Here is a 23,393-nt window from a genome sequence, read left to right as displayed (position 1 = left end):
TGACTGAAAAATTTATATTTTTAATAAAATAAAAGTTTGAATGTTTAGAAGGATTTTACGATTTTACATAGAACCCTAGACATTCTCTTTTTTATTCTTTAAAATGAAAGCGCAGTCTATTTTATAATTTTTGTTTCTACATATGTTGGGAGGATGGGAAATGAATATCCATGAGTACCAAGGAAAAGAAATCCTAAGAAAATATGGGGTTTCAGTTCCAAATGGTAAAGTAGCATTTACACCTGATGAAGCAGTGAAAGCATCAGAAGAGCTAGGAAGCTCTGTATATGTCGTAAAAGCACAGATTCATGCAGGTGGCCGCGGTAAAGCAGGTGGGGTAAAAATTGCAAAAACAAAAGATGAAGTGAAAGGGTTTGCAGAGGAATTGCTCGGCAAAACACTTGTTACACATCAAACAGGGCCTGAAGGGCGTGAAATAAAACGCTTACTTATTGAAGAAGGCTGCGATATTCAAAAGGAGTACTATGTTGGACTTGTATTGGATAGAGCGACATCAAGAATCGTATTGATGGCTTCTGAAGAAGGCGGTACTGAAATTGAAGAAGTAGCAGAAAAAACGCCAGAAAAAATCGTGAAAGTGGTCATCGACCCAGCGATTGGTCTTCAAGCCTATCAGGCGAGAGAAGTCGCGTTTAAAATTAATATTCCAACAAAATTAGTTGGCCAAGCTGTTAAGTTTATGACAAGCCTTTACAACGCATTTATTGAAAAGGACTGTTCAATTGCTGAGATTAATCCACTTGTTGTAACAGGCGATGGAAAAGTGATGGCACTTGATGCAAAATTAAACTTTGATAGCAATGCCTTATATAGACAAAAAGATATACTAGAATACCGTGATCTTGATGAAGAGGATCCAAAAGAAATTGAAGCATCTAAATATGATCTTAGCTATATTTCTCTTGATGGGAACATTGGCTGTATGGTCAATGGTGCAGGTCTTGCGATGTCTACAATGGATATCATCAAGCATTACGGCGGGGACCCTGCAAACTTCCTAGATGTTGGCGGCGGTGCAACTGCTGAAAAGGTAACGGAAGCATTTAAAATCATCTTATCTGATCAAAATGTCAAAGGGATTTTCGTGAACATTTTTGGCGGCATCATGAAATGTGATGTGATTGCAGAAGGTGTAGTTGAAGCGACGAAACAAGTCGGCTTAACATTACCGCTCGTTGTACGTCTTGAAGGAACAAACGTTGAATTAGGGAAGAAAATCCTGAGTGAATCAGGCTTAAATATCACTTCTGCTGAGTCTATGGCTGACGGGGCAGAAAAGATTGTATCTTTAGTCAAGTAGAGCAGAAAGGCAGGGAACCTAAATGAGTGTATTTATTAATAAAAATACGAGAGTAATTGTTCAGGGGATTACCGGTTCAACCGCATTATTCCATACAAAACAAATGATTGAGTATGGAACAAATATCGTTGGCGGTGTCACACCTGGAAAAGGTGGAACTGAAGTAGAAGGAGTTCCTGTATTTAATACTGTATCTGAAGCAGTGCAGACAACTGGAGCAGATGCTTCTGTTATCTATGTACCAGCACCATTTGCAGCAGATGCCATTTTAGAGGCAGTCGATGCAGAAGTTGATCTTGTCATCTGTATTACTGAGCATATTCCAGTTCTGGACATGGTCAAAGTGAAACGTTATATGGAAGGTAAGAAGACAAGACTTGTTGGACCAAACTGCCCTGGTGTGATTACACCTGAAGAATGTAAGATCGGCATTATGCCAGGCTACATTCATAAAAAAGGTCATGTTGGTGTTGTTTCTCGTTCTGGAACGCTTACATATGAAGCGGTACATCAGCTTTCAGAGGCTGGTGTTGGTCAATCGACAGCTGTAGGGATCGGCGGCGACCCTGTAAACGGGACGAACTTTATTGATGTATTAAAAGCTTTCAATGAAGATCCTGACACGCATGCTGTCATTATGATCGGTGAAATTGGCGGTACGGCTGAAGAAGAAGCAGCTGAATGGGTAAAAGCAAATATGACCAAACCAGTTGTTGGCTTTATTGGCGGTAAAACAGCGCCTCCAGGAAAACGTATGGGACATGCTGGTGCCATTATTTCTGGTGGTAAGGGAACGGCTGATGAAAAAGTAAAAACAATGCGTGAATGTGGAATTGAAGTGGCAGAAACGCCATCTGTCATGGGAGAAACGTTAATTAAAGTGTTAAAAGAGAAAAATATCTTCGAAGCTTGTAAAACGCATTAATAAAAGAAGAAGACTTGTTCTTTGACAAGTCTTCTTCTTTCTATCTATCTTAAACTGGAGGAATGGTATGTACAACGTGTCCGAAAGAATGATTTTTCACCGCTTAAAAGGCCTCATCTCACCCTCTTTGTTAACAAAATGGTGGAAAGTCGATCCTGAGTTATATATAAATGAAGAAACACATCATTTCAAACAGGATCGATCATTACAAAAGATTGACTTTACCCGCTTAAAACAAGCAGAAGAAAATGAATTCCCCATTTTTGAACATATGATTCAAGCCTATTTAAAGCAAAACATTCACATGATTCCCATCACATCATCCTTATATCCCAGCACACTAAAACACATTTATGATCCTCCCCCTGTGTTATTCCTAAAAGGAAACATAACCTATTTAAATGAAGAAAAAAGTTTAGGTGTAGTAGGTACTCGTGTACCGTCCTCTTATGGAGAAGCATGTGTGAAAAAAATCGTTGGTGAACTTGTAGAGGAAAATTGGACGATTGTCAGTGGTTTAGCAAAAGGAATTGATGGACTTGCACATAAGGAGTGTATCAGGAAAAAGGGGAAAACCATTGGAGTTGTAGCTGGTGGATTTCAACATCTATATCCAAAAGAACATGTGCAAATGGCTCAATACATGGGAGAACATCATTTGCTTTTGTCAGAGCATCCGCCTTATATTAAACCAGAAAAGTGGCATTTTCCGATGAGAAATCGATTAATTAGTGCTTTGACAAAAGGAACCATCGTGATCCAGTGCAAAGAAAAGAGCGGTTCGCTTATTACAGCCTATCAGGCACTGGAGCAAGGAAAAGAAGTGTTTGCTGTTGCAGGATCGATCTTTGATTCTAATTCCACAGGTCCAGCTAGACTTATTCAACAAGGAGCCAAGCTTGTTCATTCTACGAAAGATATTTTAGAGGAATTCTTCTTCCAGGGCGTTCAATATACTGAACCCTCATAAAAATATCGTTTGACAAAAGACATAGGAATATTTAATAATAGTGAGGATTTAAGTTTACACTTTGTTTTTCGTGTTTATAATGATGTTCATCATAAAGAATTTTTAACAATTGCCTGTTAGATAGGTGCAATTAACATAAATATCAATTTGTGAAATGGATAAAGAGAGAACACCTCTTAAGGGGGATTTTGAGTATGGCTGATTATTTAGTCATCGTTGAGTCGCCAGCAAAGGCGAAAACGATTGAGCGTTATTTAGGAAAAAAGTATAAAGTAAAGGCTTCAATGGGGCACGTAAGGGATTTACCGAAAAGTCAGCTCGGTGTTGACACTGAGCATGACTTCGAACCGAGATATATTACGATTCGCGGGAAAGGCCCGGTTTTAAAGGAATTAAAAACAGCGGCGAAAAAAGCAAAGAAAGTCTATCTCGCAGCTGACCCCGATAGAGAGGGAGAAGCGATTGCTTGGCATTTAGCACACAGCCTTGACCTTGACCTCTCTTCTGACTGCCGCGTTGTCTTTAACGAAATTACAAAAGATGCAATTAAAGATTCCTTTAAGCATCCACGTATGATCAATATGGACTTAGTTGACGCGCAGCAGGCAAGACGGATTTTAGACCGTCTTGTTGGATATAAAATTAGCCCGATTTTATGGAAAAAAGTCAAAAAGGGCTTAAGTGCCGGTCGTGTTCAATCGGTTGCACTCCGCCTGATTATTGACCGAGAAAATGAAATTAATGAATTTAAACCAGAAGAATACTGGACAATTGATGGTACATTCCTAAAAGGAAAAGAAAGCTTTGAGGCTAGTTTCTTTGGCGTGGGCGGCAAAAAACATCCTCTGAAAACAAAAGAAGATGTAAAAGAAATCCTTTCGAAATTAAAAGGAAGCAAATTTTCTGTTGAAAAAGTGACAAAAAAAGAACGTAAACGCAACCCAGCTCTTCCGTTTACGACATCTACCTTGCAGCAAGAGGCAGCAAGAAAACTCAACTTCCGTGCGAAGAAGACGATGATGATTGCACAGCAATTATATGAAGGGATTGATCTTGGGAAAGAAGGTACAGTAGGTCTCATTACATATATGAGAACGGACTCAACACGTATTTCCAATACGGCAATTGAAGAAGTATCTGCTTTCATTGATCAAACGTACGGCAAGAATTTCTTAAATACAACAAAACGTACTGCCAAAAAGAACGACAATGCACAGGATGCTCACGAAGCCATCCGGCCGACTTCTACGCTAAGAAAACCAGCAGATGTCAAACATGTGCTAAGCAGAGATCAGCTTCGACTTTATAAATTGATTTGGGAACGATTTGTGGCAAGCCAAATGGCGTCGGCTGTTCTTGATACAATGAGTGTGGATCTTGAAAATAACGGCCTTACTTTCCGTGCTAATGGAAGCAAGGTGAAATTCCCTGGGTTTATGAAGGTATATGTTGAAGGGAAGGACGACCAGTTAGAAGAAAAGGACAAAATGCTCCCTGATCTGAAAGAGGGAGATACGGTTCTTTCAAAAGATATCGAACCAGAACAGCACTTCACGCAGCCGCCTCCCCGCTATACAGAGGCAAGACTTGTCAAAACGCTTGAAGAGCTTGGTATCGGTCGCCCATCTACGTATGCCCCAACATTAGATACGATTCAAAAGCGCGGCTATGTCGCACTTGATAACAAACGGTTTATTCCAACAGAGCTTGGAGAAATTGTACTCAACTTAATTATTGAATTCTTCCCTGAAATCATTAACGTAGAATTCACTGCGAAAATGGAAAAAGAACTTGATAGCGTTGAAGAAGGTACGATCGAATGGGTTCGCATTATCGACAGCTTCTATCAAGACTTTGCAAAACGGGTAGAAAAAGCAGAAGCAGAAATGCAAGAAGTTGAGATTGAACCTGAATACGCCGGAGTGGATTGTGAAGAATGCGGGCACCCGATGGTATACAAAATGGGGAGATACGGTAAGTTCATGGCATGCTCTAATTTCCCTGACTGCCGAAACACAAAACCAATTGTGAAAGATATCGGTGTCAAATGCCCGACCTGTCACGAAGGAAACATCGTTGAACGGAAATCTAAGAAGCGCCGCATTTTTTATGGCTGTGATCGTTTTCCAGCGTGTGAATTCGTCTCTTGGGACAAACCAATTGAAAGAAAGTGTCCAAAGTGCGAAAATATGCTTGTAGAGAAAAAGCTGAAAAAAGGCGTTCAAGTTCAATGTGTGAATTGTGATTATAAAGAGGAACAACAAAAATAGCGGTGAGCAGCCTTGTTCACCTGCTTTTTTATGTCATCAAACAGAACTTACGAAATAGGAGAGTTGTACAATGAGTCAATTTGTAAATGTGATCGGAGCAGGTTTAGCAGGAAGTGAAGCGGCATGGCAAATTGCTAAACGCGGAATTAAAGTCAATCTGTATGAAATGAGACCTGTTAAACAAACACCAGCTCATCACACTGATAAATTTGCAGAGCTAGTCTGCAGCAACTCATTGCGTGCGAACGCTTTGACGAATGCGGTAGGTGTATTAAAGGAAGAAATGCGTCATTTAGATTCTGCCATTATTGCAGCAGCAGATGAAAGTTCAGTTCCTGCTGGCGGAGCGCTTGCAGTAGATCGCCATGAATTTGCAGCCAATGTCACAGACCGCGTGAAAAATCATCCGAATGTGACAGTCTTTCAAGAAGAAGTGCAAAGCATTCCAGAAGGTCCGACAATTATTGCGACTGGTCCGCTTACATCAGAAGCACTTTCAAAAGAATTGAAATTATTAACAGGTGAGGAGTATCTATATTTCTACGATGCAGCAGCACCGATCTTAGAGAAAGACAGCATCAATATGGATAAAGTATACTTGAAATCACGCTATGATAAAGGAGAAGCTGCTTATTTAAACTGCCCAATGACTGAAGAGGAATTCGATCGTTTTTATGAGGCATTAATTTCTGCTGAAACTGTGCCATTAAAAGAGTTTGAAAAAGAAATATTCTTTGAAGGCTGTATGCCCATTGAAGTCATGGCGAAAAGAGGAAAGAAAACAATGCTGTTTGGCCCGATGAAACCAGTAGGGCTTGAAGATCCGAAAACAGGAAAAAGACCTTACGCTGTTGTTCAATTAAGACAGGATGATGCAGCAGGTACTTTGTATAATATCGTTGGTTTCCAAACGCATCTGAAGTGGGGCGATCAAAAGGAAGTGTTCCGTTTGATCCCAGGTCTTGAAGAGGCAGAGATTGTTCGGTATGGTGTGATGCACCGTAATACATTTATTAACTCTCCAAGCCTTCTAAGACCGACGTATCAGTTTAAAAACAGAGACGATCTATTCTTTGCCGGACAAATGACTGGTGTTGAAGGCTATGTCGAGTCTGCGGCTTCAGGATTGGTCGCTGGAATTAATGCGGCTCGTTTTGTCAAAGGTGAAGAGCTTGTTACACTCCCTGAGGAAACGGCGATTGGCAGCATGGCTCACTACATTACGTCGACAAACAAGAAAAGCTTTCAGCCGATGAATGCAAACTTTGGCTTGCTGAAAGATCTTGGCGTTCGAATTAAAAACAAACAGGAGCGCTATGCAGAGTACGCTAAGCGCGCAATCGAAACTATTCAAACTATTTCGAAATCTCTGTAGTAAAACATTGCACCGGAAGCAAGATATGTGATACCATTTAAAAGCCTTAAAGAGGTGTAAAAATGACGAATAAACAGCGTCTTGTCCACTTATTCATTGAATATTTGCAGATTGAAAAAAACTATTCGGCTTTAACGATCTCAGGATATACGGAGGCCATTGAAGAGTTTGTCAGATTTATGAACATTCAAGGAATAAACGGTTTTGAAGAGGTATCCTATCAAGATACGAGAATTTATTTAACAGAAGCTTATGAAAAAGGCCTTACAAGAAGAACGATTAGTAAGAAAGTCTCTGCACTTCGCAGCTTTTATAAATTTTTATTAAGAGAACAGCTTGTGAAAGAAAATCCTTTTTTACTCGTTAGCTTACCAAAGCAGGATAAGCGCATTCCTTCATTTTTGTACGAAGAGGAACTAAAAGAGCTGTTTACAGTATCTGATCTGAGCACACCGCTTGGTCAAAGAAATCAAGCCATTTTAGAACTTCTTTATGCAACAGGTATGAGGGTCAGTGAGTTATGTTCATTAAAAGAATCTGATCTTGATTTATCGATGGATACAGTGCTTGTTCATGGGAAAGGCAGCAAACAGCGGTATGTTCCTTTCGGCTCTTACGCACATGAAGCGCTCTCCACTTATTTAGAGGGTGGAAGGCAGAAGCTGATCGGTAAGGGAAAAGATCGTGCTGGTTCACATGTGTTTTTGAATCAGCGCGGAGCTCCTCTTACAGACCGTGGCGTTCGATTCATTCTAAGTGAATTAATGAAAAAAGCGTCAGGCACATTACATATCCATCCTCACATGTTAAGGCACACCTTTGCTACACACCTTTTAAACGAGGGAGCTGATTTGAGAAGTGTTCAAGAACTTCTCGGTCACTCAAATTTATCATCAACTCAGGTGTACACACATGTATCAAAAGATTCTTTAAGAAAAACGTACATGTCTCATCACCCAAGGGCTTTTAAACGATTCTAAAAGGAGGTTTTTTCATGTCATCATTTCATGCAACCACCATTTTTGCCGTTCAACATAAAGGAAAAAGTGCGATGGCTGGAGACGGTCAAGTCACTTTTGGGCAGGCTGTCGTCATGAAACATACAGCAAAGAAAGTGCGCCGTCTTTTCGGAGGCAAGGTGCTCGCAGGTTTTGCTGGTTCAGTAGCAGATGCATTTACACTCTTTGAGAAGTTTGAAACAAAGCTGGAAGAATACGGTGGTAACTTAAAACGAGCAGCAGTAGAGCTGGCGAAAGAATGGCGCAGTGACAAGATGCTCAGACAGCTTGAAGCAATGCTTATCGTGATGAACAAAGAAAGCATTCTGCTCGTATCTGGAACAGGAGAGGTCATCGAGCCAGACGATGGCATCTTGGCTATCGGCTCAGGCGGCAACTATGCGCTTAGCGCCGGGAGAGCACTCAAAAAACATGCAGGTGATCATCTCTCAGCTCGAGAGATTGCAAGGGCTGCTCTTGAAACGGCCGGAGAAATCTGTGTCTACACGAACGATCAAATCACTTTAGAAGAGCTTGAATAGAAAGGACATGAGACGTATGGAGAAAAAGCCGTTCACCCCAAGAGAAATAGTTGAAAAGCTGGATCAGTACATTATTGGTCAGCTTGATGCGAAAAAAGCAGTGGCGGTGGCTTTAAGAAACCGTTACAGAAGAAGTCTTTTACATGATAAGCTAAAGGATGAAGTCGTTCCTAAAAACATTTTAATGATCGGTCCGACAGGTGTAGGGAAAACAGAGATTGCCCGCAGAATTGCCCGGATTTCTGGTGCACCTTTCATTAAAGTGGAAGCGACGAAGTTTACTGAAGTTGGATATGTCGGCCGTGACGTAGAATCAATGGTCAGAGATTTAGTGGAGACAGCCATCAGACTTGTCAAAGAAGAAAAGATGAAAGATGTCCAAGAAGAAGCGGAAAAACAAGCAAACAAACGTCTTGTTCACCTGCTTGTTCCTGGGAAGAAAAAAAGCCAGTCTGTGAAAAATCCTTTTGAAATGCTGTTTGGCGGCTCTGATACAGATGACAGCGATCGAGATCACTCAAATGAAGAGGTAGAACTTGAATCGACAAGAAAACGTATGGCTCACCAGCTGGCTATGGGTGAACTTGAAGATCATTACGTTACGATTGAAGTCGAAGAGCAGCAGCCCTCCATGTTTGACATGCTTCAAGGCTCAGGTATGGAGCAAATGGGTATGAACATGCAGGATGCGCTCAGCAATCTCATGCCTAAAAAGAAAAAACGCAGAAAGCTGACTGTTAGAGAAGCGAGAAAGGCGTTAACTGCTGAGGAAGCGTCAAAACTGATTGATATGGATGAAGTCGGTCAGGAAGCTGTCCAAAAAGCAGAACAGCAAGGGATCATTTTTATTGATGAGATCGACAAAATTGCCAAAAGCGGCGGTGCATCATCTGCAGATGTTTCTCGTGAAGGGGTTCAACGTGATATTTTACCGATTGTAGAAGGTTCCACTGTGATGACAAAATATGGGGCTGTAAAAACAGATCATGTGCTATTTGTAGCAGCAGGCGCGTTCCATATGGCGAAACCATCAGATTTGATTCCAGAGCTGCAAGGGCGCTTCCCAATCCGTGTAGAATTAGATAAATTAAGTATAGAAGACTTTGTGAAAATCTTAACGGAACCAGATAATGCGTTATTAAAGCAATATAAAGCTTTACTTGAAACAGAAGGTATATCTCTTGAATTTTCTGACGATGCTATTCTTAAGATTGCTGAAGTGGCTTATCACGTCAATCAGGAGACGGATAACATCGGTGCAAGAAGGCTTCATACCATACTTGAGAAGCTGCTTGAAGAGCTTTCGTTTGAGGCGCCTGATATTACAATGGAAACGGTGACCATCACCCCTCAGTATGTAGAAGAGAAGCTAGGAAAGATTGCAAATAACAAAGACTTAAGTCAATTTATACTTTAACAAATGAATAAAGTAATCTAGGAGGATCATTATTATGGCGTTATTACAAAAAACAAGGATTATTAACTCGATGCTGCAAGATGCAGCGGGGAAACCAGTTAATTTTAAAGAAATGGCAGAAACACTTAGAGATGTCATTGATTCAAACATTTTCGTATTAAGCAGAAGAGGGAAGCTTCTTGGCTATTCCATCAACCAGCAGATCGAAAATGCACGTATGAAAAAAATGCTTGAAGACCGTCAGTTCCCTGAAGAATATACAAAAAGTCTATTCAATGTCCCTGAAACGTCTTCAAACCTTGACATCAACAGTGAGTATACAGCTTTCCCGATTGAGAACCGTGATTTATTCCAATCAGGTTTGACAACAATTGTTCCAATCATCGGAGGCGGAGATCGCTTAGGGACGTTAATCTTGTCTCGTTTGCAAGATAGATTTACAGATGATGATTTAATTCTTGCTGAATACGGCGCAACAGTTGTTGGAATGGAGATTCTTCGCGAGAAAGCAGAAGAAATTGAAGAAGAAGCAAGAAGTAAAGCGGTTGTCCAAATGGCGATCAGTTCTCTTTCCTATAGTGAGCTTGAAGCAATTGAGCACATCTTCGAAGAACTTGATGGAAACGAAGGACTGCTTGTGGCAAGTAAAATTGCTGACCGTGTAGGCATCACTCGTTCAGTCATCGTAAACGCCTTGCGTAAGTTAGAAAGTGCAGGCGTAATTGAATCTCGTTCTCTTGGAATGAAGGGCACGTACATCAAAGTGTTAAACAATAAATTTTTAATCGAACTTGAAAATTTAAAATCTCATTAATCAAAAACCCTTTTTAGCCGAAATAAATGCTGAAAAGGGTTTTTTTGAATGAAAAAAGAGGATTTTTTCAAAAAAAGACACTCTATTTCCCAAGAAAACCCTTACAATTATGTAGTGCTTTGAATCTAGGTCTTTTTACCTATTCATAAAATAGATATATATTACGAGTTTTTTTTACATCTACATCATAGACTTTAATCCTATTATTTCTTACAATGAACATATGGTTTTACAAATCTCGACATGATTAAATGGAATGAAATACATATGATTGGAGGTATATGGTTTTGGATATATTTTCTGGAACGATAAGCAACCTTGAGAATGCCTTGGGCAGAGCGAATGTTAAGCAAAAAGTCATAAGCAATAATATCGCGAATATAGACACACCGAACTACAAGTCGAAAAAAGTCGCATTCCATGACATGCTAAATGATGCGTCAAGCAGATTAGATGCTAATAAAACATACCAAGGTCACATTGATTTTTCTGAAACAGGGTCTAATTATTCAGTTGTCTCGAGTAACCGTACTTCTTATCAAGAAAACGGAAATAATGTCGATATTGATCAAGAGATGAGTGAACTCGCTAAAAACCAAATTCAGTATAATGCGCTAGTTGAAAGAATGAGCGGAAAATTCAATTCTCTTAAAACAGTTTTGACAGGAGGTAAATAATGTCGATTTTTTCAGGCGTTAACGCTTCGGCCTCAGCATTAACTGCACAGAGGCTCAGAATGGACGTTGTATCCTCAAACCTTGCAAATATGGATACAACAAGAGCGAAACAGGTTGATGGCAACTGGGAGCCTTATAGACGTAAGCTCGTCACATTACAGCCGTCAGGTGAATCATTTTCATCTATATTGAACTCAAGCATGAATTCGAGCGGCAAATTAGGAAACGGCGTCAAAGTAACAAAGGTTACAGAAGACGAAACTCCATTCAACCTTCAATATGATCCTACAAATCCCGATGCCAATGAAAATGGATATGTTCAAACACCAAATGTCGATCCATTAAAGGAAATGGTTGACCTCATCAGCAGCTCAAGGTCATACGAAGCAAACGTGACTGCGCTGAATGCGAATAAAAGCATGCTGATGAAAGCTTTAGAAATAGGAAAGTAAGGTGAAAAGAATTGGTTAACGCAATATCTCCTTTCCAGCTTCAAACCGCTCAGCAAGCAAGTGAATTGACGAATGCATCGCCATTGCAGGCGGCTGCACCAAAAAGTCAAACGAATTTCTCTGATGTGCTGAAGAATTCCATTGAGGCATTGAATCAATCACAGCTGAAATCAGACCAGTATACAAATGCTCTTGCACAAGGCAAAGATGTCAACCTCGATGAAGTCATGATTGCTGCACAGAAAGCAAATGTGACACTCACAGCTGCAACGGAGTTTCGAAATAAAGCAGTCGAAGCGTACCAAGAGATTATGAGAATGCAGATGTAGGAGGTGCTGGCGGACAAAAAATAGACTGAATGGAATGACCGGGGGTTAAGATGAATCGTACTTTAATGCAATTAAGAACAAAAACAGTTGAGTTTTGGCGAAATCGATCAAAATTACAAAAAATACTCATGATTGGCGGCGTAGCTGCCCTAGCAATCATTATTACGGTTGTTAGCATCTTTGCTTCTTCTGAAAAAATGGTTCCGCTCTTTAGAGATTTGTCTGAGGCAGAAGCAGGACAAATCAAACAGGAACTGGATGGCAAAAACGTTAAATCGGAACTTGCAAATAACGGAACGACGATTCTAGTTCCGGAAAAGCAAGCAGACTCTTTAAAAGTAACACTCGCATCAGAGGGACTTCCTAAGACAGGGAATATTGATTACTCCTTCTTTGCGAACAATTCCGGTTTCGGTTTAACAGATAATGAATTTGATGTTCTGAAAGTAGACGCAACTCAGACAGAACTATCCAATCTAATCAACACGATTGATGGGATTAAAGATTCAAAGGTTATGATTAACCTGCCGAAAGATTCCGTTTTTGTTGGAGAAGAGCAAAGTAATGCATCAGCATCAATTGTGTTGCAAATTCAGCCTGGCTACACGCTTACGCAACAACAAGTAAAAGGCCTTTATCATCTTATTTCAAAAAGTGTGCCAAATTTAAAAACAGAAAACATTGTCATTATGGACCAAGATTCCAACTACTACGACTTAAACAGTAGCTCGGATTCCTATGCAAGTGGAATGGATGCACAGCAGCAGAAAAAAGAGGAAATTGAAAAGAACCTTCAAAGAAAAATTCAACAGCTGCTAGGAACCATGATGGGTCAAGATAAAGTTGCCGTATCGGTCACAACAGACATTGATTTCACTGAAGAAAAAAGAAAAGAAGACCTTGTCGAACCAGTTGATCAAGAAAACATGCAAGGGATCGCTGTCAGCGCTGAAAAGATTGCTGAAACCTATTCAGGAAGCGGCGCAGCAGCTGGAGGCACAGCTGGAACAGGTGACGATGATGTCACGAATTATCAAGGTACCGATGGAGAGAATGGCAGCGGAGATTACGAAAAGAGCGAAGATCGTATCAATTATGAAGTCAACCGCATCCATAAAGATATCAAAGAAAGTCCTTACAAAATTAGAGACGTTGGCATACAAGCATTGGTTGAACCACCAACTGCAAACGATCCGAACTCTTTAACTACTGAAAGGCAAGATGATATCAAAAAGATTCTTTCAACAATCATCAGCACATCAATTGATAAAGAATACACAAATGGTCAAGCGCTCACTCAAGCTGACTTAGATAACAAAATCGTGTTATCGGTATCAAAATTAGACGGTAAACAGCAAACGACGACAGAAGACCCTTCAAACAATATGCCGATTTGGGTTTATATTGTAGGCGGTGTGCTACTACTTGCAATTATCGCTCTCATTATTCTTCTCGTGCGTAAGCGCAGAAAAGAAGAGGAAGAAGAGTTTGAGCTTGATGAACGTACACCAATCCATGTTCCTGATATCGATACTGAGCCAGAAACAGAAGAAATGGTGAGAAAAAATCAGCTTGAAAAAATGGCAAAAGATAAACCAGAAGACTTTGCTAAATTGCTACGCAGCTGGCTGTCCGAGGATTAGGAGGAATACACATGTCGAGAAAAGATTCAAATCGACTAACAGGCAGACAAAAAGCAGCAATCCTAATGATTTCCTTAGGGCTAGACGTGTCAGCATCTGTATACAAACATCTGTCTGAAGACGAAATAGAAAAATTAACATTAGAAATTTCCAATGTACGCAGTGTAGATTCTGCTAAGAAAGATGAAATCATCGAAGAATTTCACAGCATTGCCATCGCCCAGGACTACATATCACAAGGTGGTCTTATGTATGCAAGACAAGTGCTTGAAAAAGCGCTTGGTGAGGACAAAGCGGACAGCATCTTAAATCGCTTAACATCCTCTCTTCAAGTGAAACCATTTGATTTTGCTAGAAAGGCTGACCCAGAGCAAATTTTAAACTTTATCCAACACGAGCATCCACAAACCATTGCGCTCATTCTTTCCTACTTAGACCCAGTGCAGGCTGGACAAATATTATCTGAGTTAGGCGAGGAAGTACAAACAGAGGTTGCACGTAGAATTGCTTTAATGGACCGCACATCTCCAGAGATCATCAATGAGGTGGAACGTATTCTTGAACAAAAGCTTTCTTCAACCTTTACGCAAGATTATACCCAAACGGGCGGAGTGGAAGCGGTTGTCGAAGTACTTAATGGTGTAGACCGCGCGACGGAGAAGACCATTTTAGACACACTTGAAATTCAAGATCCAGAGCTTGCCGATGAAATTAAGAAACGTATGTTTGTCTTTGAAGACATTGTCACCCTTGATAGCAGAGCCATCCAGCGCGTCATCAGAGATGTTGAAAATGATGACTTACTACTCGCGCTCAAAGTGGCAAGCGAAGAGGTCAAAGAAATTGTCTTCCGCAACATGTCTCAGCGGATGGTCGAAACGTTCAAAGAAGAAATGGAGTTTATGGGACCTGTCCGGCTTAGAGATGTCGAAGAAGCACAAACCCGTATTGTCAGCATCGTAAGACGTCTTGAAGAAGCTGGAGAAATTGTCATAGCTCGAGGCGGAGGAGACGATATCATTGTCTAGGATTATCAAACATGAAACATCTGTTATTCCTGAGCAAGGCCGTCAAACAATTCCTTTGCAGCAAGTGGAGTTTAAAAAAGAGCGCCACGAAGAAGAGCTTGTCAACGAAACAGAAGCATCCAAGCTTGTGCTAAGTGATGCACAAGATGAAGCAAGCCGTATTTTAGAACAAGCAAATAGTGAGCTAGAACAAACAATCGCCGAAATCAATCAGCGCCGAGCTGATTTTGAAGCAGAAAGAATGCAGCTCATTGAAGAAGCCAAACAAACAGGTTATCAAGATGGCTTCCAAAAGGGCGAAGCAGATGCGCATATGCAGTATCAATCAATTCTTCTTCAAGCAAATGACATTGTCAGCCTTGCAAAGCAGGACTATGAAGCAAAAATTGAAAGCTCTGCTGAAAAGATTGTCGAACTGGCCTTTGAACTTGCTAAACGAGTCTGGAATGCAGCTGAGGACACACAAGAACAATTTTTGACTCTTGTAAAACAGGTCATTTCAGAAGTAAAGGAATATGACGATATTTCCATCTATGTCGATCCTGAACATTACGAGCATGTGATGGAATATAAAGACGAATTGAATAGAATCCTTCAAAAGGATACACACCTTGCCATTTACTCGGATGAGAAAGCGCCAAAAGGTACTTGTTACGTAGAAACAAGTTTTGGAAAAGTGGAAGCGAGTGTTGATACACAAATGAATCAGTTGAAAGCAAAACTATTAGAAGTCATTGATTCAGGTGATCACAAATGAACATGGATGTGTTAAAAGAAACGATTGAAACCACCGATCCTTATAAACGTTTTGGTAAAGTCAATCGAGTTGTTGGACTGATGATCGAGTCCAAGGGACCAGAAAGCTCTATCGGAGATGTCTGTCTCATTCACAAAAAAGGGAGTAATCACCATCCGATAAAAGCAGAGGTCGTTGGTTTTAGAGATGAAAACATTCTGCTCATGCCTTATGTTGAGGCATCTAATATCTCACCAGGCAGTCTTGTTGAAGCAACGGGTAAGTCGTTAAAGGTTAAAGTAGGCACTGGGTTAATTGGTGAAGTCGTTGACGCCTTCGGTGATCCACTGGACGGCAGCATGCTTCCAAAAGGACTTGCACCTGTTTCAACAGATCAGTCTCCCCCAAACCCAATGGACAGGCCGCCTATTCGAGAAAAAATGGGTGTTGGTGTCAGAGTGATCGACAGTCTTCTCACAGTTGGCACTGGTCAAAGAATCGGGATATTTGCGGGAAGCGGTGTTGGAAAAAGTACCTTAATGGGTATGATCGCAAAGCAAACAGAAGCGGACCTCAATGTCATTGCACTTGTTGGTGAGCGTGGTCGTGAAGTTCGTGAGTTTATCGAAAAAGATTTAGGTGCTGAAGGACTGAAGCGCTCGATTGTTGTCGTTGCAACTTCTGATCAGCCCGCCCTTACGAGATTAAAGGCAGCCTATACTGCGACAGCCATTGCCGAATATTTCAGAGACAGAGGCAAAAATGTCATGTTTATGATGGATTCTGTCACGAGGGTCGCCATGGCACAACGCGAAATAGGACTTGCAACTGGCGAACCGCCAACGACAAAAGGATATACGCCTTCAGTGTTCGCTATACTGCCGAAATTGCTTGAACGAACTGGAACAAATCAACTTGGTTCCATCACAGCGTTTTACACAGTGCTTGTTGATGGTGATGACATGAATGAGCCGATCGCTGATACAGTCAGGGGGATTTTAGACGGTCACATTGTACTTGATCGTGCACTGGCCAACAAAGGACAATTTCCCGCTGTCAATATTCTGAAAAGTATCAGCCGTGTCATGAGTAATATCGCAAGTCATGATCACAAGGAAGCGGCCAATCGGTTCCGTCAGCTTTTATCCACTTATCAAAACGCTGAAGACCTCATTAACATTGGAGCATATAAAAAAGGCTCCTCTAAAGATATTGATGAGGCCATGCAGGCTTATCCGCAGCTCATTTCATTTTTGAAGCAGGATGTCGATGAGGCTGTATCTATCGAAGACAGTGTGAGAATATTGCTCAGTTTGATGAATAGAGAGGATTGACAAAAACAGTGAGATATCAATACAAATTTCAAAAACTTTTAGAATTGAAAGAAAGCGAAAAAGACAAATCCCTCGCAGCGTATCAACAATCTGTTTCGGCATTTGAGCAAGTCGCTGAAAAACTCTATGAAAATATGAGTAAAAAAGAGCTAATGGAAAAAAGCAAAGAAGAAAAGCTGAGAAGCGGGATGAGTGTCCAAGAAATGCGTCATTACCAGCAATTTGTGACAAACTTAGATAACACCATTCATCATTATCAGCAGCTTGTGATCATGAAACGTCATCAAATGAATGAAAAACAATCAGATTTAACTGAAAAGAATATTGAGTTTAAAAAGTTTGAAATAATGAAAGAAAAGCAATTTGAAAAGTTCTCCCTTGAACATAAGGCAATTGAAATGAAAGAAATGGATGATATCTCTATCAGCCAATTCATGTTTCAAGGACATTAGGAGTCGAGATGAATGCCTAAGAAGGAAAAAGCGAAGGAATCAAGCGGCGGTAAATTTCAATGGATCTTGTTTATTGTCATTATCCCATTGATTGTGCTTGTGATTGTAACAGGCACAATCCTTTATATGGCGGGTTATGATCTAAAGAAGCCGTTCCAAAACATTCCGGTGATTAGCAGCTTAGTTGGTTCAGATGACAGCTCAAAAACGTCATCTTCAAATAATGATCAACATGATGCAGAGTTGAAAGAGCTGAAAAAGACGATTAAAGAGCAAAAGAATGAACTCGAAATTGCACAAAAAGACTTGAAAACAAGTGATGAAGAGATTAAAAGATTGAATCAAAAAATCAACTCACTTGAAAAAACATCTGAGAATGATACAGATAGTACGTCAGCAACTGATAGTTCATCAAATAGTACATCATCAAGCGATAATGCATCAGGGACATCCTCTGATACGTCGGGATCTTCTAATCAGCAGTCAAAAGGGAAGGTTGCCAGCATTTATGAAAGCATGGATGCAGGGAAATCCGCGAAAATTTTATCAGAGTTAAGTGATAAAGAGGCTTTGAACATTCTTGAAGAGCTTAGTAAAAATAAGCTGACGGACATATTAGCAAAACTGACACCTCAGAAGGCAGCGACATTCACGAAAGAGCTTGCCAAAAAAGAAGAAAGTGAAAATGGGGGTGGACAATAAGTGAAGCTACTGGATATTGGAGCCTTGCAGCAATCTTCTCAAGGTCTCTCGGGATTAAAGGGAGAGGGTGCAGCATCTGCCCGCGGTTTGTTTAAACAATTGCTAAGTGGTGCAGGCGCCCAAAGCAGCCCGGTCAATTCTCAGTCAGCGGGAGCCTCTTTATCTATCAATGATGCGATGCAGATCATTGAAAAATGGATGCAATCACCTGAAGATGGGGTGGATGAAGATCTTCTCGAGGCACTTCAAGCGCTTCAAGGTCAAAAGCTAGATGAATCTGACCAAAAATCACTTGAAGAATTATTTCAAAAAATGGAATCAGCTATTTACGGTGATCAAGGAGATAAGTCAGCGGCAGAACATAGTGAACAGCTCATACAAGTCCACTTTTTCTTATATCAATTGCTAAACCAGCAACCGCCTAGTTTTGATACAAAACTTGTGCAGGATATTCAAGGGAAAGGTGAAGACTTTATCGATTTTCTATCGAAAAACGGGGCAGATGAGAAGCTCGTTCAGCAAGTGAAAGAGCAGTTCTTCTCGCAGGCATCAGCACCAAAGCTGAATTCTATGTCACAAAGTGAGCTAAAACACTTTAATCAGTTAATCGACCATATGATGGCGAATGCAAAAGGGTCAGATAAAGAGTGGAAAATTTCCTTAGGAGAGTTAAAAGAAATGGTTTCTCCAAGGCAAGAGTCTTCTCTCGCATCTCCAGCAAAAGGTGCTACATCACTTGAATGGCTTATAAAAAAAGAAGTCGTCAAGGGCCAAAGTACAGCTGCACCTAGTTCTGAAAAAATAATGACCCATACGCTTCTCTCAGGTCATAAGCAGTTTTTCCAACTGCAATCGTCTGCTCCTGTGCAGCAGGTGCAAACGTCTGATGAAAAGCCAGGAACGGTTGATCAGCAAATTTTAAACACGTGGAAGCAAATGAAGTTTACGCCATTTGGCAATTCAAGCGGACGGTTTACTGTTCGGTTAAATCCAGAAAATCTTGGGTTTATCACCATTCAACTAACGAAACAAAACGGTGTGTATGCGAGTAAAATTACAGCCTCGACGCAAGCAGCAAAAGAGCTGTTAGAGCATCATTTGCCGCAGCTCAAGCAGGCACTTCCGAATATGTCGGTTCAAGTGGACCGTTTCCATATACCGCTTCAATCAAGTGAGCAGCCGTTATTTGGACAGTTTAGTGAAGAAAACAAGCAGCAACAGTCAAAGGGACAAAATTTCCAGCAGCCTGATGAACAGGAAACGGAGTTCCAAGATGTACTGGACGCTCTTGTTGGATCAGAAGAAGAAGAGGAGGAGATCTAATGGCAACTGTTGATTCTACTAACAGAACAACCACACTAGCGGACACTTCTTCAACTACAACAAAGAAAACAGACACGCTCGGCCGAGATCAGTTCTTGAAAATATTGCTAACGCAGCTTCAAAACCAAGATCCGACAAACCCAATTGATGATCGTGAGTTTGTCACACAGCTTGCAACATTTTCTTCTTTAGAACAGCAAATGAATATGAACGAATCAATCACTCAGCTGAATCAGGTCATGTCTACATTTGTTGCACACCAAGATCCATTTACTACGTATGTAGGCTGGATTGGTAAAGAAGTAGCGGGCAAACAAGATGATCAAGATATTACGGGTATTGTAAAATCTGTCAAAAATATCGACAATGAATATTTCCTATATCTAGAAGATGGAACGAAAATCAGCCCATGGGACGTTACAACTGTTGGAGAAAAATCGTAAGCAAATCGAGGAGGAAAATAAATGTTACGCTCACTTTACTCAGGAATTAGCGGAATGAAAAACTTCCAAACAAAATTAGATATTGTAGCCAATAACGTGGCAAACGTGAATACACACGGTTATAAAAAGAGCCGTATTACGTTTAAAGATATGGTCAGTCAGACAATTGCAAGCTCTGGTGGACCGACAAATAACTCGGGTTCAACTAACTCAAAACAAGTTGGTTTAGGATCTTCTTTATCATCTATTGACAAGGTTATGTCAGTGGGTGCTTCTCAAAATACGGATCAACCGTATGATTTCTATATCAACGGTGATGGCTTCTTCCGTATCGAAAAACAAGGTGAAATTCTTTATACAAGAACAGGGAACTTCGGTCGGGATTCAGAAGGAAGCTTAGTAACCCCTGATGGAAACTACCTGCTTGGTATGGATGGACAAAAAATAACGATTCCAGATGGCATTTCAAGTGTGAGCGTTGGTTCAGATGGAACAATCTCAGTTGTTGAAAACAACGTATCTAGAAATGTTGGACAAGTATCACTCGCATCTTTCAGTAACGCAAGCGGACTAGACAAAGTTGGAGACAACCTTTACCGCCAAACGCTAAGCTCAGGTGCACCAAGTAATGCCATTGTACCTGGTGAACAAGGAACAGGTGTCATCCAAACAGGTAGACTTGAAATGTCAAACGTTGATTTAACAGACGAGTTTACAGAAATGATTATCGCACAGCGTGGATTCCAATCGAATGCAAAGACAATCACAACATCTGATGAAATTCTGCAAGAGCTTGTGAATCTGAAACGATAGGAGGTAGGGGGAGCGGGTGATCGCTTCTCTGCTTAATATGATTGAAGTGACAAGATTAAATGGCAAAGGATTTATGCTTAACGCTCTCCATATTGAACAAATCGAAAGCTTTCCAGACACGACCATTACACTCGCCAATGGAAAGAAATTCGTTGTGAAAGAAGATGAAGAGCAGCTTCAGGAGAAAATCATTTCTTTCTATAGAAAAATCCAAGTCATTTCATTGAATCAAGGAATAGAGGAATTTGAATGAAGAAGAAATTAGTCGTAGTAATGCTAATCATGATTATTGCCATCGTCGGAATTGGAGCAGGCGTCTATTTTCTGCTGAATGGGTCAGAAGAAGCAAAAGCAGAAAAAGAGCCAACAGCAGATGAAGTCGTAAAAGCTTCTGTTGAAATTCCTGAGATTGTGACCAATTTAAAATCTGAAGGAAATGCGGTCAAACTTGTGCTGAATATTGAAACAGATTCTGAAAAAGCCAAAGAAGAGCTTGAAAAAAGAAGCTTCCAAGTGAAAGATGCCGTGATCGACATTTTATCAGAGACGAATGCAGATGAACTTGATGGCAAAAAAGGCAGAGAACATTTTAAAATACAGGTCAAAAACAAAGTGAATAACTATTTGCAAGATGGCAAGGTGAAAGAAGTTTATATAACCTCCTTTAATCTGCAATAGAGGCGATTAATTGACACGATGGAGGTGAAGAAATGTCAGGAGAAGTGCTTTCCCAGAATGAGATCGACGCATTATTATCCGCCATATCAACAGGCGAAATGGATGCAGAAGAGCTGAAAAAAGAAGAAACGACGAAAAAAGTGAAAGTGTATGACTTTAAACGTGCACTGCGCTTTTCAAAAGACCAGATTCGAAGTTTAACAAGAATTCATGATAACTTCGCTAGACTGCTCACCACACACTTTTCAGCGCAGCTAAGATCATATATTCAAATTTCTGTCAGCTCGGTTGACCAAGTACCGTACGAAGAATTTATTCGTTCGATTCCTAATATGACATTATTAAACTTATTTTACGTCAGCCCGCTTGAAGGAAGAATCATGCTTGAAGTCAATCCAACGATTGGCTATGCCATGATGGATAGGCTGATGGGCGGGATTGGCATTAGTCATAATAAGACAGAATCACTTACAGAAATTGAAACAAAGATTATCTCAAACATGTTTGAGGGAGCTTTGGAAAACTACAGAGAAGCGTGGCAGTCCATAACCGACATCGAGCCAGAAATGGCAGATTTCGAGGTAAATCCCCAGTTTGTTCAAATGGTGTCACCAAACGAAACAGTTGTCGTCATTTCTCTTAATACACAAATTGGTGAGGTGAGCGGGGTTATTAACCTGTGTATCCCTCACGTAGTATTAGAGCCTATTATTCCGAAGCTGTCTGTACACTACTGGATGCAGTCTGAACGAAATGAACCGAAACAAGAAGAAACAAAGGCCATTGAAAAACGGATTATGACGGCAAAAATACCGGTAGTCGCAGAGCTTGGACAATCGGAAATGACGGTGGAAGAGTTTTTGAATTTGGAAATTGGTGATTGTATTGCCTTGGACAAACCAGTAAATGCGCCTCTTACTGTTATGGTCGGAAATAAACCGAAATTCTTGGGACAGGCCGGCCGCGTGAATCGGAAACAGGCGATTCAAATTCTAGATCACGACATAAGAGGTGAAGAAGATGGAGAATAACGGAAGTAAATTATCACAAGATGAAATCGATGCGCTCCTAAAAGGAGGCAGTAATGACGATATAGAGCCTGATACAGTCCTTTCTGCAATGGAACAAGATGCCATTGGAGAAATCGGAAATATTTCATTTGGTAGCTCTGCAACAGCACTTTCAACCCTATTAAATCAAAAAGTGGAGATTACAACTCCAACTGTCACAGTGATTCAAAAAAGCAAGCTGAATGAAGAGTTCCCTCATCCGTATGTCGCTATTGAAGTGAATTATACGGAAGGCTTTAGCGCAAGTAACCTGCTTGTCATCCAACAAACAGATGCGGCGGTCATTGCGGACTTAATGATGGGCGGAGATGGAACAAACGCTGATCCGTCGTTAAGTGAAATTCACTTAAGTGCAGTGCAAGAAGCGATGAACCAAATGATGGGTTCTGCAGCGACATCTATGTCAACAGTCTTTAATAAGAAAATTGATATTTCTCCGCCGCGTGTTGAGCTACTCGATGTGAAAGAAGGAGAAGGGACAGACCGAATTCCAGCTGAAGAATTGCTTGTCAAAGTGTCCTTTAGATTAACGATAGGTGAACTCATAGATTCAAATATTATGCAGCTTTACCCTATTACGTTTGCGAAGGATTTGATCGCAGAATTAACAGACCCAGCAGGGGAAGAGGCTGTTCAAGAAACGCCGCAAAGTACACCTGAACCTCAGCAGGCAGCTCCGCAAATACAATCTGCTCCAATGCAGCAATCGGCACCTCCGAAAAGACAGGCGAAGCCAAAGTCAGCAGAGCCTGTAAATGTGGCGCCAGTTGAATTTGAAGCATTCAGTGAGCCTCAGCATACAACAAGCCAGCTCGGTAATCTTGATATGCTGATGGATATTCCACTTTCCATTACGGTGGAGCTTGGAAGAACGCAGCGCAGTGTGAAAGAAGTGCTTGAGCTTTCTGCTGGAAGTATCATTGAGCTTGACAAACTTGCAGGTGAGCCAGTAGACATTCTGGTCAACAAACGAATCGTCGCCAAAGGAGAAGTTGTTGTCATTGATGAGAACTTTGGTGTACGTGTGACCGACATTTTAAGTCAGTCTGAAAGACTTTCTAATTTAAAATAAACAAACATA

At 40.7% G+C, this 23,393-nt stretch carries 25 protein-coding genes; all 25 read left to right on the top strand.

What is annotated here, in order from left to right; translation table 11 throughout:
* Positions 1 to 160 precede the first annotated feature (160 nt).
* Entirely contained in the window at positions 161 to 1,321 is a 1,161-nt protein-coding gene (sucC, locus tag BK049_RS00540) for an ADP-forming succinate--CoA ligase subunit beta (protein ID WP_008354505.1), read from the top strand.
* Between the two features lie 22 nt (positions 1,322 to 1,343).
* Positions 1,344 to 2,246: a succinate--CoA ligase subunit alpha gene (gene sucD, locus BK049_RS00535; RefSeq protein ID WP_071167624.1), complete on the top strand. Its 903-nt coding sequence runs from the start codon at positions 1,344 to 1,346 to the stop codon at positions 2,244 to 2,246.
* 67 nt (positions 2,247 to 2,313) lie between these two features.
* Positions 2,314 to 3,216 carry a DNA-processing protein DprA gene (gene dprA, locus BK049_RS00530; RefSeq protein WP_008354503.1) on the top strand — a complete coding sequence of 301 codons (903 nt, stop codon included), beginning with the start codon at positions 2,314 to 2,316 and terminating at the stop codon, positions 3,214 to 3,216.
* Positions 3,217 to 3,410: 194 nt separating this feature from the next.
* The gene (topA, locus tag BK049_RS00525) at positions 3,411 to 5,486 is read left to right on the top strand and encodes a type I DNA topoisomerase (protein ID WP_008354502.1); all 2,076 of its coding nucleotides are present in this window, start codon (positions 3,411 to 3,413) and stop codon (positions 5,484 to 5,486) included.
* Positions 5,487 to 5,556: 70 nt separating this feature from the next.
* Positions 5,557 to 6,861, top strand: coding sequence for an FADH(2)-oxidizing methylenetetrahydrofolate--tRNA-(uracil(54)-C(5))-methyltransferase TrmFO (gene trmFO, locus BK049_RS00520; RefSeq protein WP_008354501.1), 1,305 nt, complete (start codon positions 5,557 to 5,559; stop codon positions 6,859 to 6,861).
* Positions 6,862 to 6,923: 62 nt separating this feature from the next.
* Positions 6,924 to 7,841, top strand: a complete 918-nt coding sequence (xerC, locus tag BK049_RS00515) for a tyrosine recombinase XerC (protein WP_071167623.1) — start codon at positions 6,924 to 6,926, stop codon at positions 7,839 to 7,841.
* Between the two features lie 14 nt (positions 7,842 to 7,855).
* Positions 7,856 to 8,401, top strand: a complete 546-nt coding sequence (gene hslV, locus BK049_RS00510) for an ATP-dependent protease subunit HslV (RefSeq protein ID WP_008354499.1) — start codon at positions 7,856 to 7,858, stop codon at positions 8,399 to 8,401.
* Positions 8,402 to 8,417: 16 nt separating this feature from the next.
* Entirely contained in the window at positions 8,418 to 9,818 is a 1,401-nt protein-coding gene (gene hslU, locus BK049_RS00505; RefSeq protein WP_008354498.1) for an ATP-dependent protease ATPase subunit HslU, read from the top strand.
* A 34-nt stretch (positions 9,819 to 9,852) separates the two neighbouring features.
* Positions 9,853 to 10,632: a GTP-sensing pleiotropic transcriptional regulator CodY gene (codY, locus tag BK049_RS00500; RefSeq protein ID WP_008354497.1), complete on the top strand. Its 780-nt coding sequence runs from the start codon at positions 9,853 to 9,855 to the stop codon at positions 10,630 to 10,632.
* 287 nt (positions 10,633 to 10,919) lie between these two features.
* A complete protein-coding gene (flgB, locus tag BK049_RS00495; protein WP_008354496.1) occupies positions 10,920 to 11,309 on the top strand; it encodes a flagellar basal body rod protein FlgB in 390 nt (129 codons plus the stop codon).
* Positions 11,309 to 11,761, top strand: coding sequence for a flagellar basal body rod protein FlgC (gene flgC / locus BK049_RS00490; RefSeq protein ID WP_008354495.1), 453 nt, complete (start codon positions 11,309 to 11,311; stop codon positions 11,759 to 11,761). The genes flgB and flgC overlap by 1 nt, the downstream gene beginning before the upstream one ends.
* A gap of 11 nt (positions 11,762 to 11,772) precedes the next feature.
* A complete protein-coding gene (gene fliE / locus BK049_RS00485; protein WP_008354494.1) occupies positions 11,773 to 12,090 on the top strand; it encodes a flagellar hook-basal body complex protein FliE in 318 nt (105 codons plus the stop codon).
* A gap of 50 nt (positions 12,091 to 12,140) precedes the next feature.
* Complete coding sequence (gene fliF / locus BK049_RS00480; RefSeq protein WP_008354493.1) at positions 12,141 to 13,733, top strand: flagellar basal-body MS-ring/collar protein FliF; 1,593 nt, start codon at positions 12,141 to 12,143, stop codon at positions 13,731 to 13,733.
* An 11-nt stretch (positions 13,734 to 13,744) separates the two neighbouring features.
* A complete protein-coding gene (fliG, locus tag BK049_RS00475) occupies positions 13,745 to 14,761 on the top strand; it encodes a flagellar motor switch protein FliG (RefSeq protein WP_008354492.1) in 1,017 nt (338 codons plus the stop codon).
* The gene (gene fliH, locus BK049_RS00470; protein WP_071167622.1) at positions 14,754 to 15,518 is read left to right on the top strand and encodes a flagellar assembly protein FliH; all 765 of its coding nucleotides are present in this window, start codon (positions 14,754 to 14,756) and stop codon (positions 15,516 to 15,518) included. The genes fliG and fliH overlap by 8 nt, the downstream gene beginning before the upstream one ends.
* Positions 15,515 to 16,831 carry a flagellar protein export ATPase FliI gene (gene fliI, locus BK049_RS00465; RefSeq protein ID WP_008354490.1) on the top strand — a complete coding sequence of 439 codons (1,317 nt, stop codon included), beginning with the start codon at positions 15,515 to 15,517 and terminating at the stop codon, positions 16,829 to 16,831. Before fliH ends, fliI begins: the two co-directional genes overlap by 4 nt.
* A gap of 8 nt (positions 16,832 to 16,839) precedes the next feature.
* The gene (gene fliJ, locus BK049_RS00460) at positions 16,840 to 17,283 is read left to right on the top strand and encodes a flagellar export protein FliJ (RefSeq protein ID WP_034738132.1); all 444 of its coding nucleotides are present in this window, start codon (positions 16,840 to 16,842) and stop codon (positions 17,281 to 17,283) included.
* Positions 17,284 to 17,295: 12 nt separating this feature from the next.
* Entirely contained in the window at positions 17,296 to 17,985 is a 690-nt protein-coding gene (locus BK049_RS00455) for a MotE family protein (protein WP_008354488.1), read from the top strand.
* Complete coding sequence (locus tag BK049_RS00450) at positions 17,986 to 19,308, top strand: flagellar hook-length control protein FliK (RefSeq protein ID WP_071167621.1); 1,323 nt, start codon at positions 17,986 to 17,988, stop codon at positions 19,306 to 19,308.
* A complete protein-coding gene (gene flgD, locus BK049_RS00445; RefSeq protein WP_008354486.1) occupies positions 19,308 to 19,751 on the top strand; it encodes a flagellar hook assembly protein FlgD in 444 nt (147 codons plus the stop codon). The genes BK049_RS00450 and flgD overlap by 1 nt, the downstream gene beginning before the upstream one ends.
* Positions 19,752 to 19,772: 21 nt before the next feature.
* Complete coding sequence (flgG, locus tag BK049_RS00440) at positions 19,773 to 20,564, top strand: flagellar basal body rod protein FlgG (protein ID WP_008354485.1); 792 nt, start codon at positions 19,773 to 19,775, stop codon at positions 20,562 to 20,564.
* A gap of 37 nt (positions 20,565 to 20,601) precedes the next feature.
* Positions 20,602 to 20,817, top strand: coding sequence for a swarming motility protein SwrD (gene swrD / locus BK049_RS00435; protein WP_008344794.1), 216 nt, complete (start codon positions 20,602 to 20,604; stop codon positions 20,815 to 20,817).
* Complete coding sequence (gene fliL, locus BK049_RS00430; protein WP_071167620.1) at positions 20,814 to 21,242, top strand: flagellar basal body-associated protein FliL; 429 nt, start codon at positions 20,814 to 20,816, stop codon at positions 21,240 to 21,242. The genes swrD and fliL overlap by 4 nt, the downstream gene beginning before the upstream one ends.
* 32 nt (positions 21,243 to 21,274) lie before the next feature.
* Positions 21,275 to 22,273, top strand: a complete 999-nt coding sequence (gene fliM / locus BK049_RS00425) for a flagellar motor switch protein FliM (RefSeq protein ID WP_008354483.1) — start codon at positions 21,275 to 21,277, stop codon at positions 22,271 to 22,273.
* The gene (fliY, locus tag BK049_RS00420; RefSeq protein ID WP_008354482.1) at positions 22,263 to 23,384 is read left to right on the top strand and encodes a flagellar motor switch phosphatase FliY; all 1,122 of its coding nucleotides are present in this window, start codon (positions 22,263 to 22,265) and stop codon (positions 23,382 to 23,384) included. Before fliM ends, fliY begins: the two co-directional genes overlap by 11 nt.
* Positions 23,385 to 23,393 lie beyond the last annotated feature (9 nt).

Source organism: Bacillus xiamenensis (assembly GCF_001857925.1).
GTDB lineage: Bacteria > Bacillota > Bacilli > Bacillales > Bacillaceae > Bacillus > Bacillus xiamenensis.
Note: the sequence above shows the minus strand (reverse complement) of the source record. Positions and strands in the feature narration are given on the sequence as shown.

Bases quoted from the DNA above. Each gene is read 5' to 3' on its own strand.
- sucC (WP_008354505.1), top strand. From the start codon at position 161: ATGAATATCCATGAGTACCAAGGAAAAGAAATCCTAAGAAAATATGGG.
- sucD (WP_071167624.1), top strand. From the start codon at position 1,344: ATGAGTGTATTTATTAATAAAAATACGAGAGTAATTGTTCAGGGGATT.
- dprA (WP_008354503.1), top strand. From the start codon at position 2,314: ATGTACAACGTGTCCGAAAGAATGATTTTTCACCGCTTAAAAGGCCTC.
- topA (WP_008354502.1), top strand. From the start codon at position 3,411: ATGGCTGATTATTTAGTCATCGTTGAGTCGCCAGCAAAGGCGAAAACG.
- trmFO (WP_008354501.1), top strand. From the start codon at position 5,557: ATGAGTCAATTTGTAAATGTGATCGGAGCAGGTTTAGCAGGAAGTGAA.
- xerC (WP_071167623.1), top strand. From the start codon at position 6,924: ATGACGAATAAACAGCGTCTTGTCCACTTATTCATTGAATATTTGCAG.
- hslV (WP_008354499.1), top strand. From the start codon at position 7,856: ATGTCATCATTTCATGCAACCACCATTTTTGCCGTTCAACATAAAGGA.
- hslU (WP_008354498.1), top strand. From the start codon at position 8,418: ATGGAGAAAAAGCCGTTCACCCCAAGAGAAATAGTTGAAAAGCTGGAT.
- codY (WP_008354497.1), top strand. From the start codon at position 9,853: ATGGCGTTATTACAAAAAACAAGGATTATTAACTCGATGCTGCAAGAT.
- flgC (WP_008354495.1), top strand. From the start codon at position 11,309: ATGTCGATTTTTTCAGGCGTTAACGCTTCGGCCTCAGCATTAACTGCA.
- fliF (WP_008354493.1), top strand. From the start codon at position 12,141: ATGAATCGTACTTTAATGCAATTAAGAACAAAAACAGTTGAGTTTTGG.
- fliG (WP_008354492.1), top strand. From the start codon at position 13,745: ATGTCGAGAAAAGATTCAAATCGACTAACAGGCAGACAAAAAGCAGCA.
- fliI (WP_008354490.1), top strand. From the start codon at position 15,515: ATGAACATGGATGTGTTAAAAGAAACGATTGAAACCACCGATCCTTAT.
- BK049_RS00455 (WP_008354488.1), top strand. From the start codon at position 17,296: ATGCCTAAGAAGGAAAAAGCGAAGGAATCAAGCGGCGGTAAATTTCAA.
- flgD (WP_008354486.1), top strand. From the start codon at position 19,308: ATGGCAACTGTTGATTCTACTAACAGAACAACCACACTAGCGGACACT.
- flgG (WP_008354485.1), top strand. From the start codon at position 19,773: ATGTTACGCTCACTTTACTCAGGAATTAGCGGAATGAAAAACTTCCAA.
- swrD (WP_008344794.1), top strand. From the start codon at position 20,602: ATGATTGAAGTGACAAGATTAAATGGCAAAGGATTTATGCTTAACGCT.
- fliL (WP_071167620.1), top strand. From the start codon at position 20,814: ATGAAGAAGAAATTAGTCGTAGTAATGCTAATCATGATTATTGCCATC.
- fliM (WP_008354483.1), top strand. From the start codon at position 21,275: ATGTCAGGAGAAGTGCTTTCCCAGAATGAGATCGACGCATTATTATCC.
- fliY (WP_008354482.1), top strand. From the start codon at position 22,263: ATGGAGAATAACGGAAGTAAATTATCACAAGATGAAATCGATGCGCTC.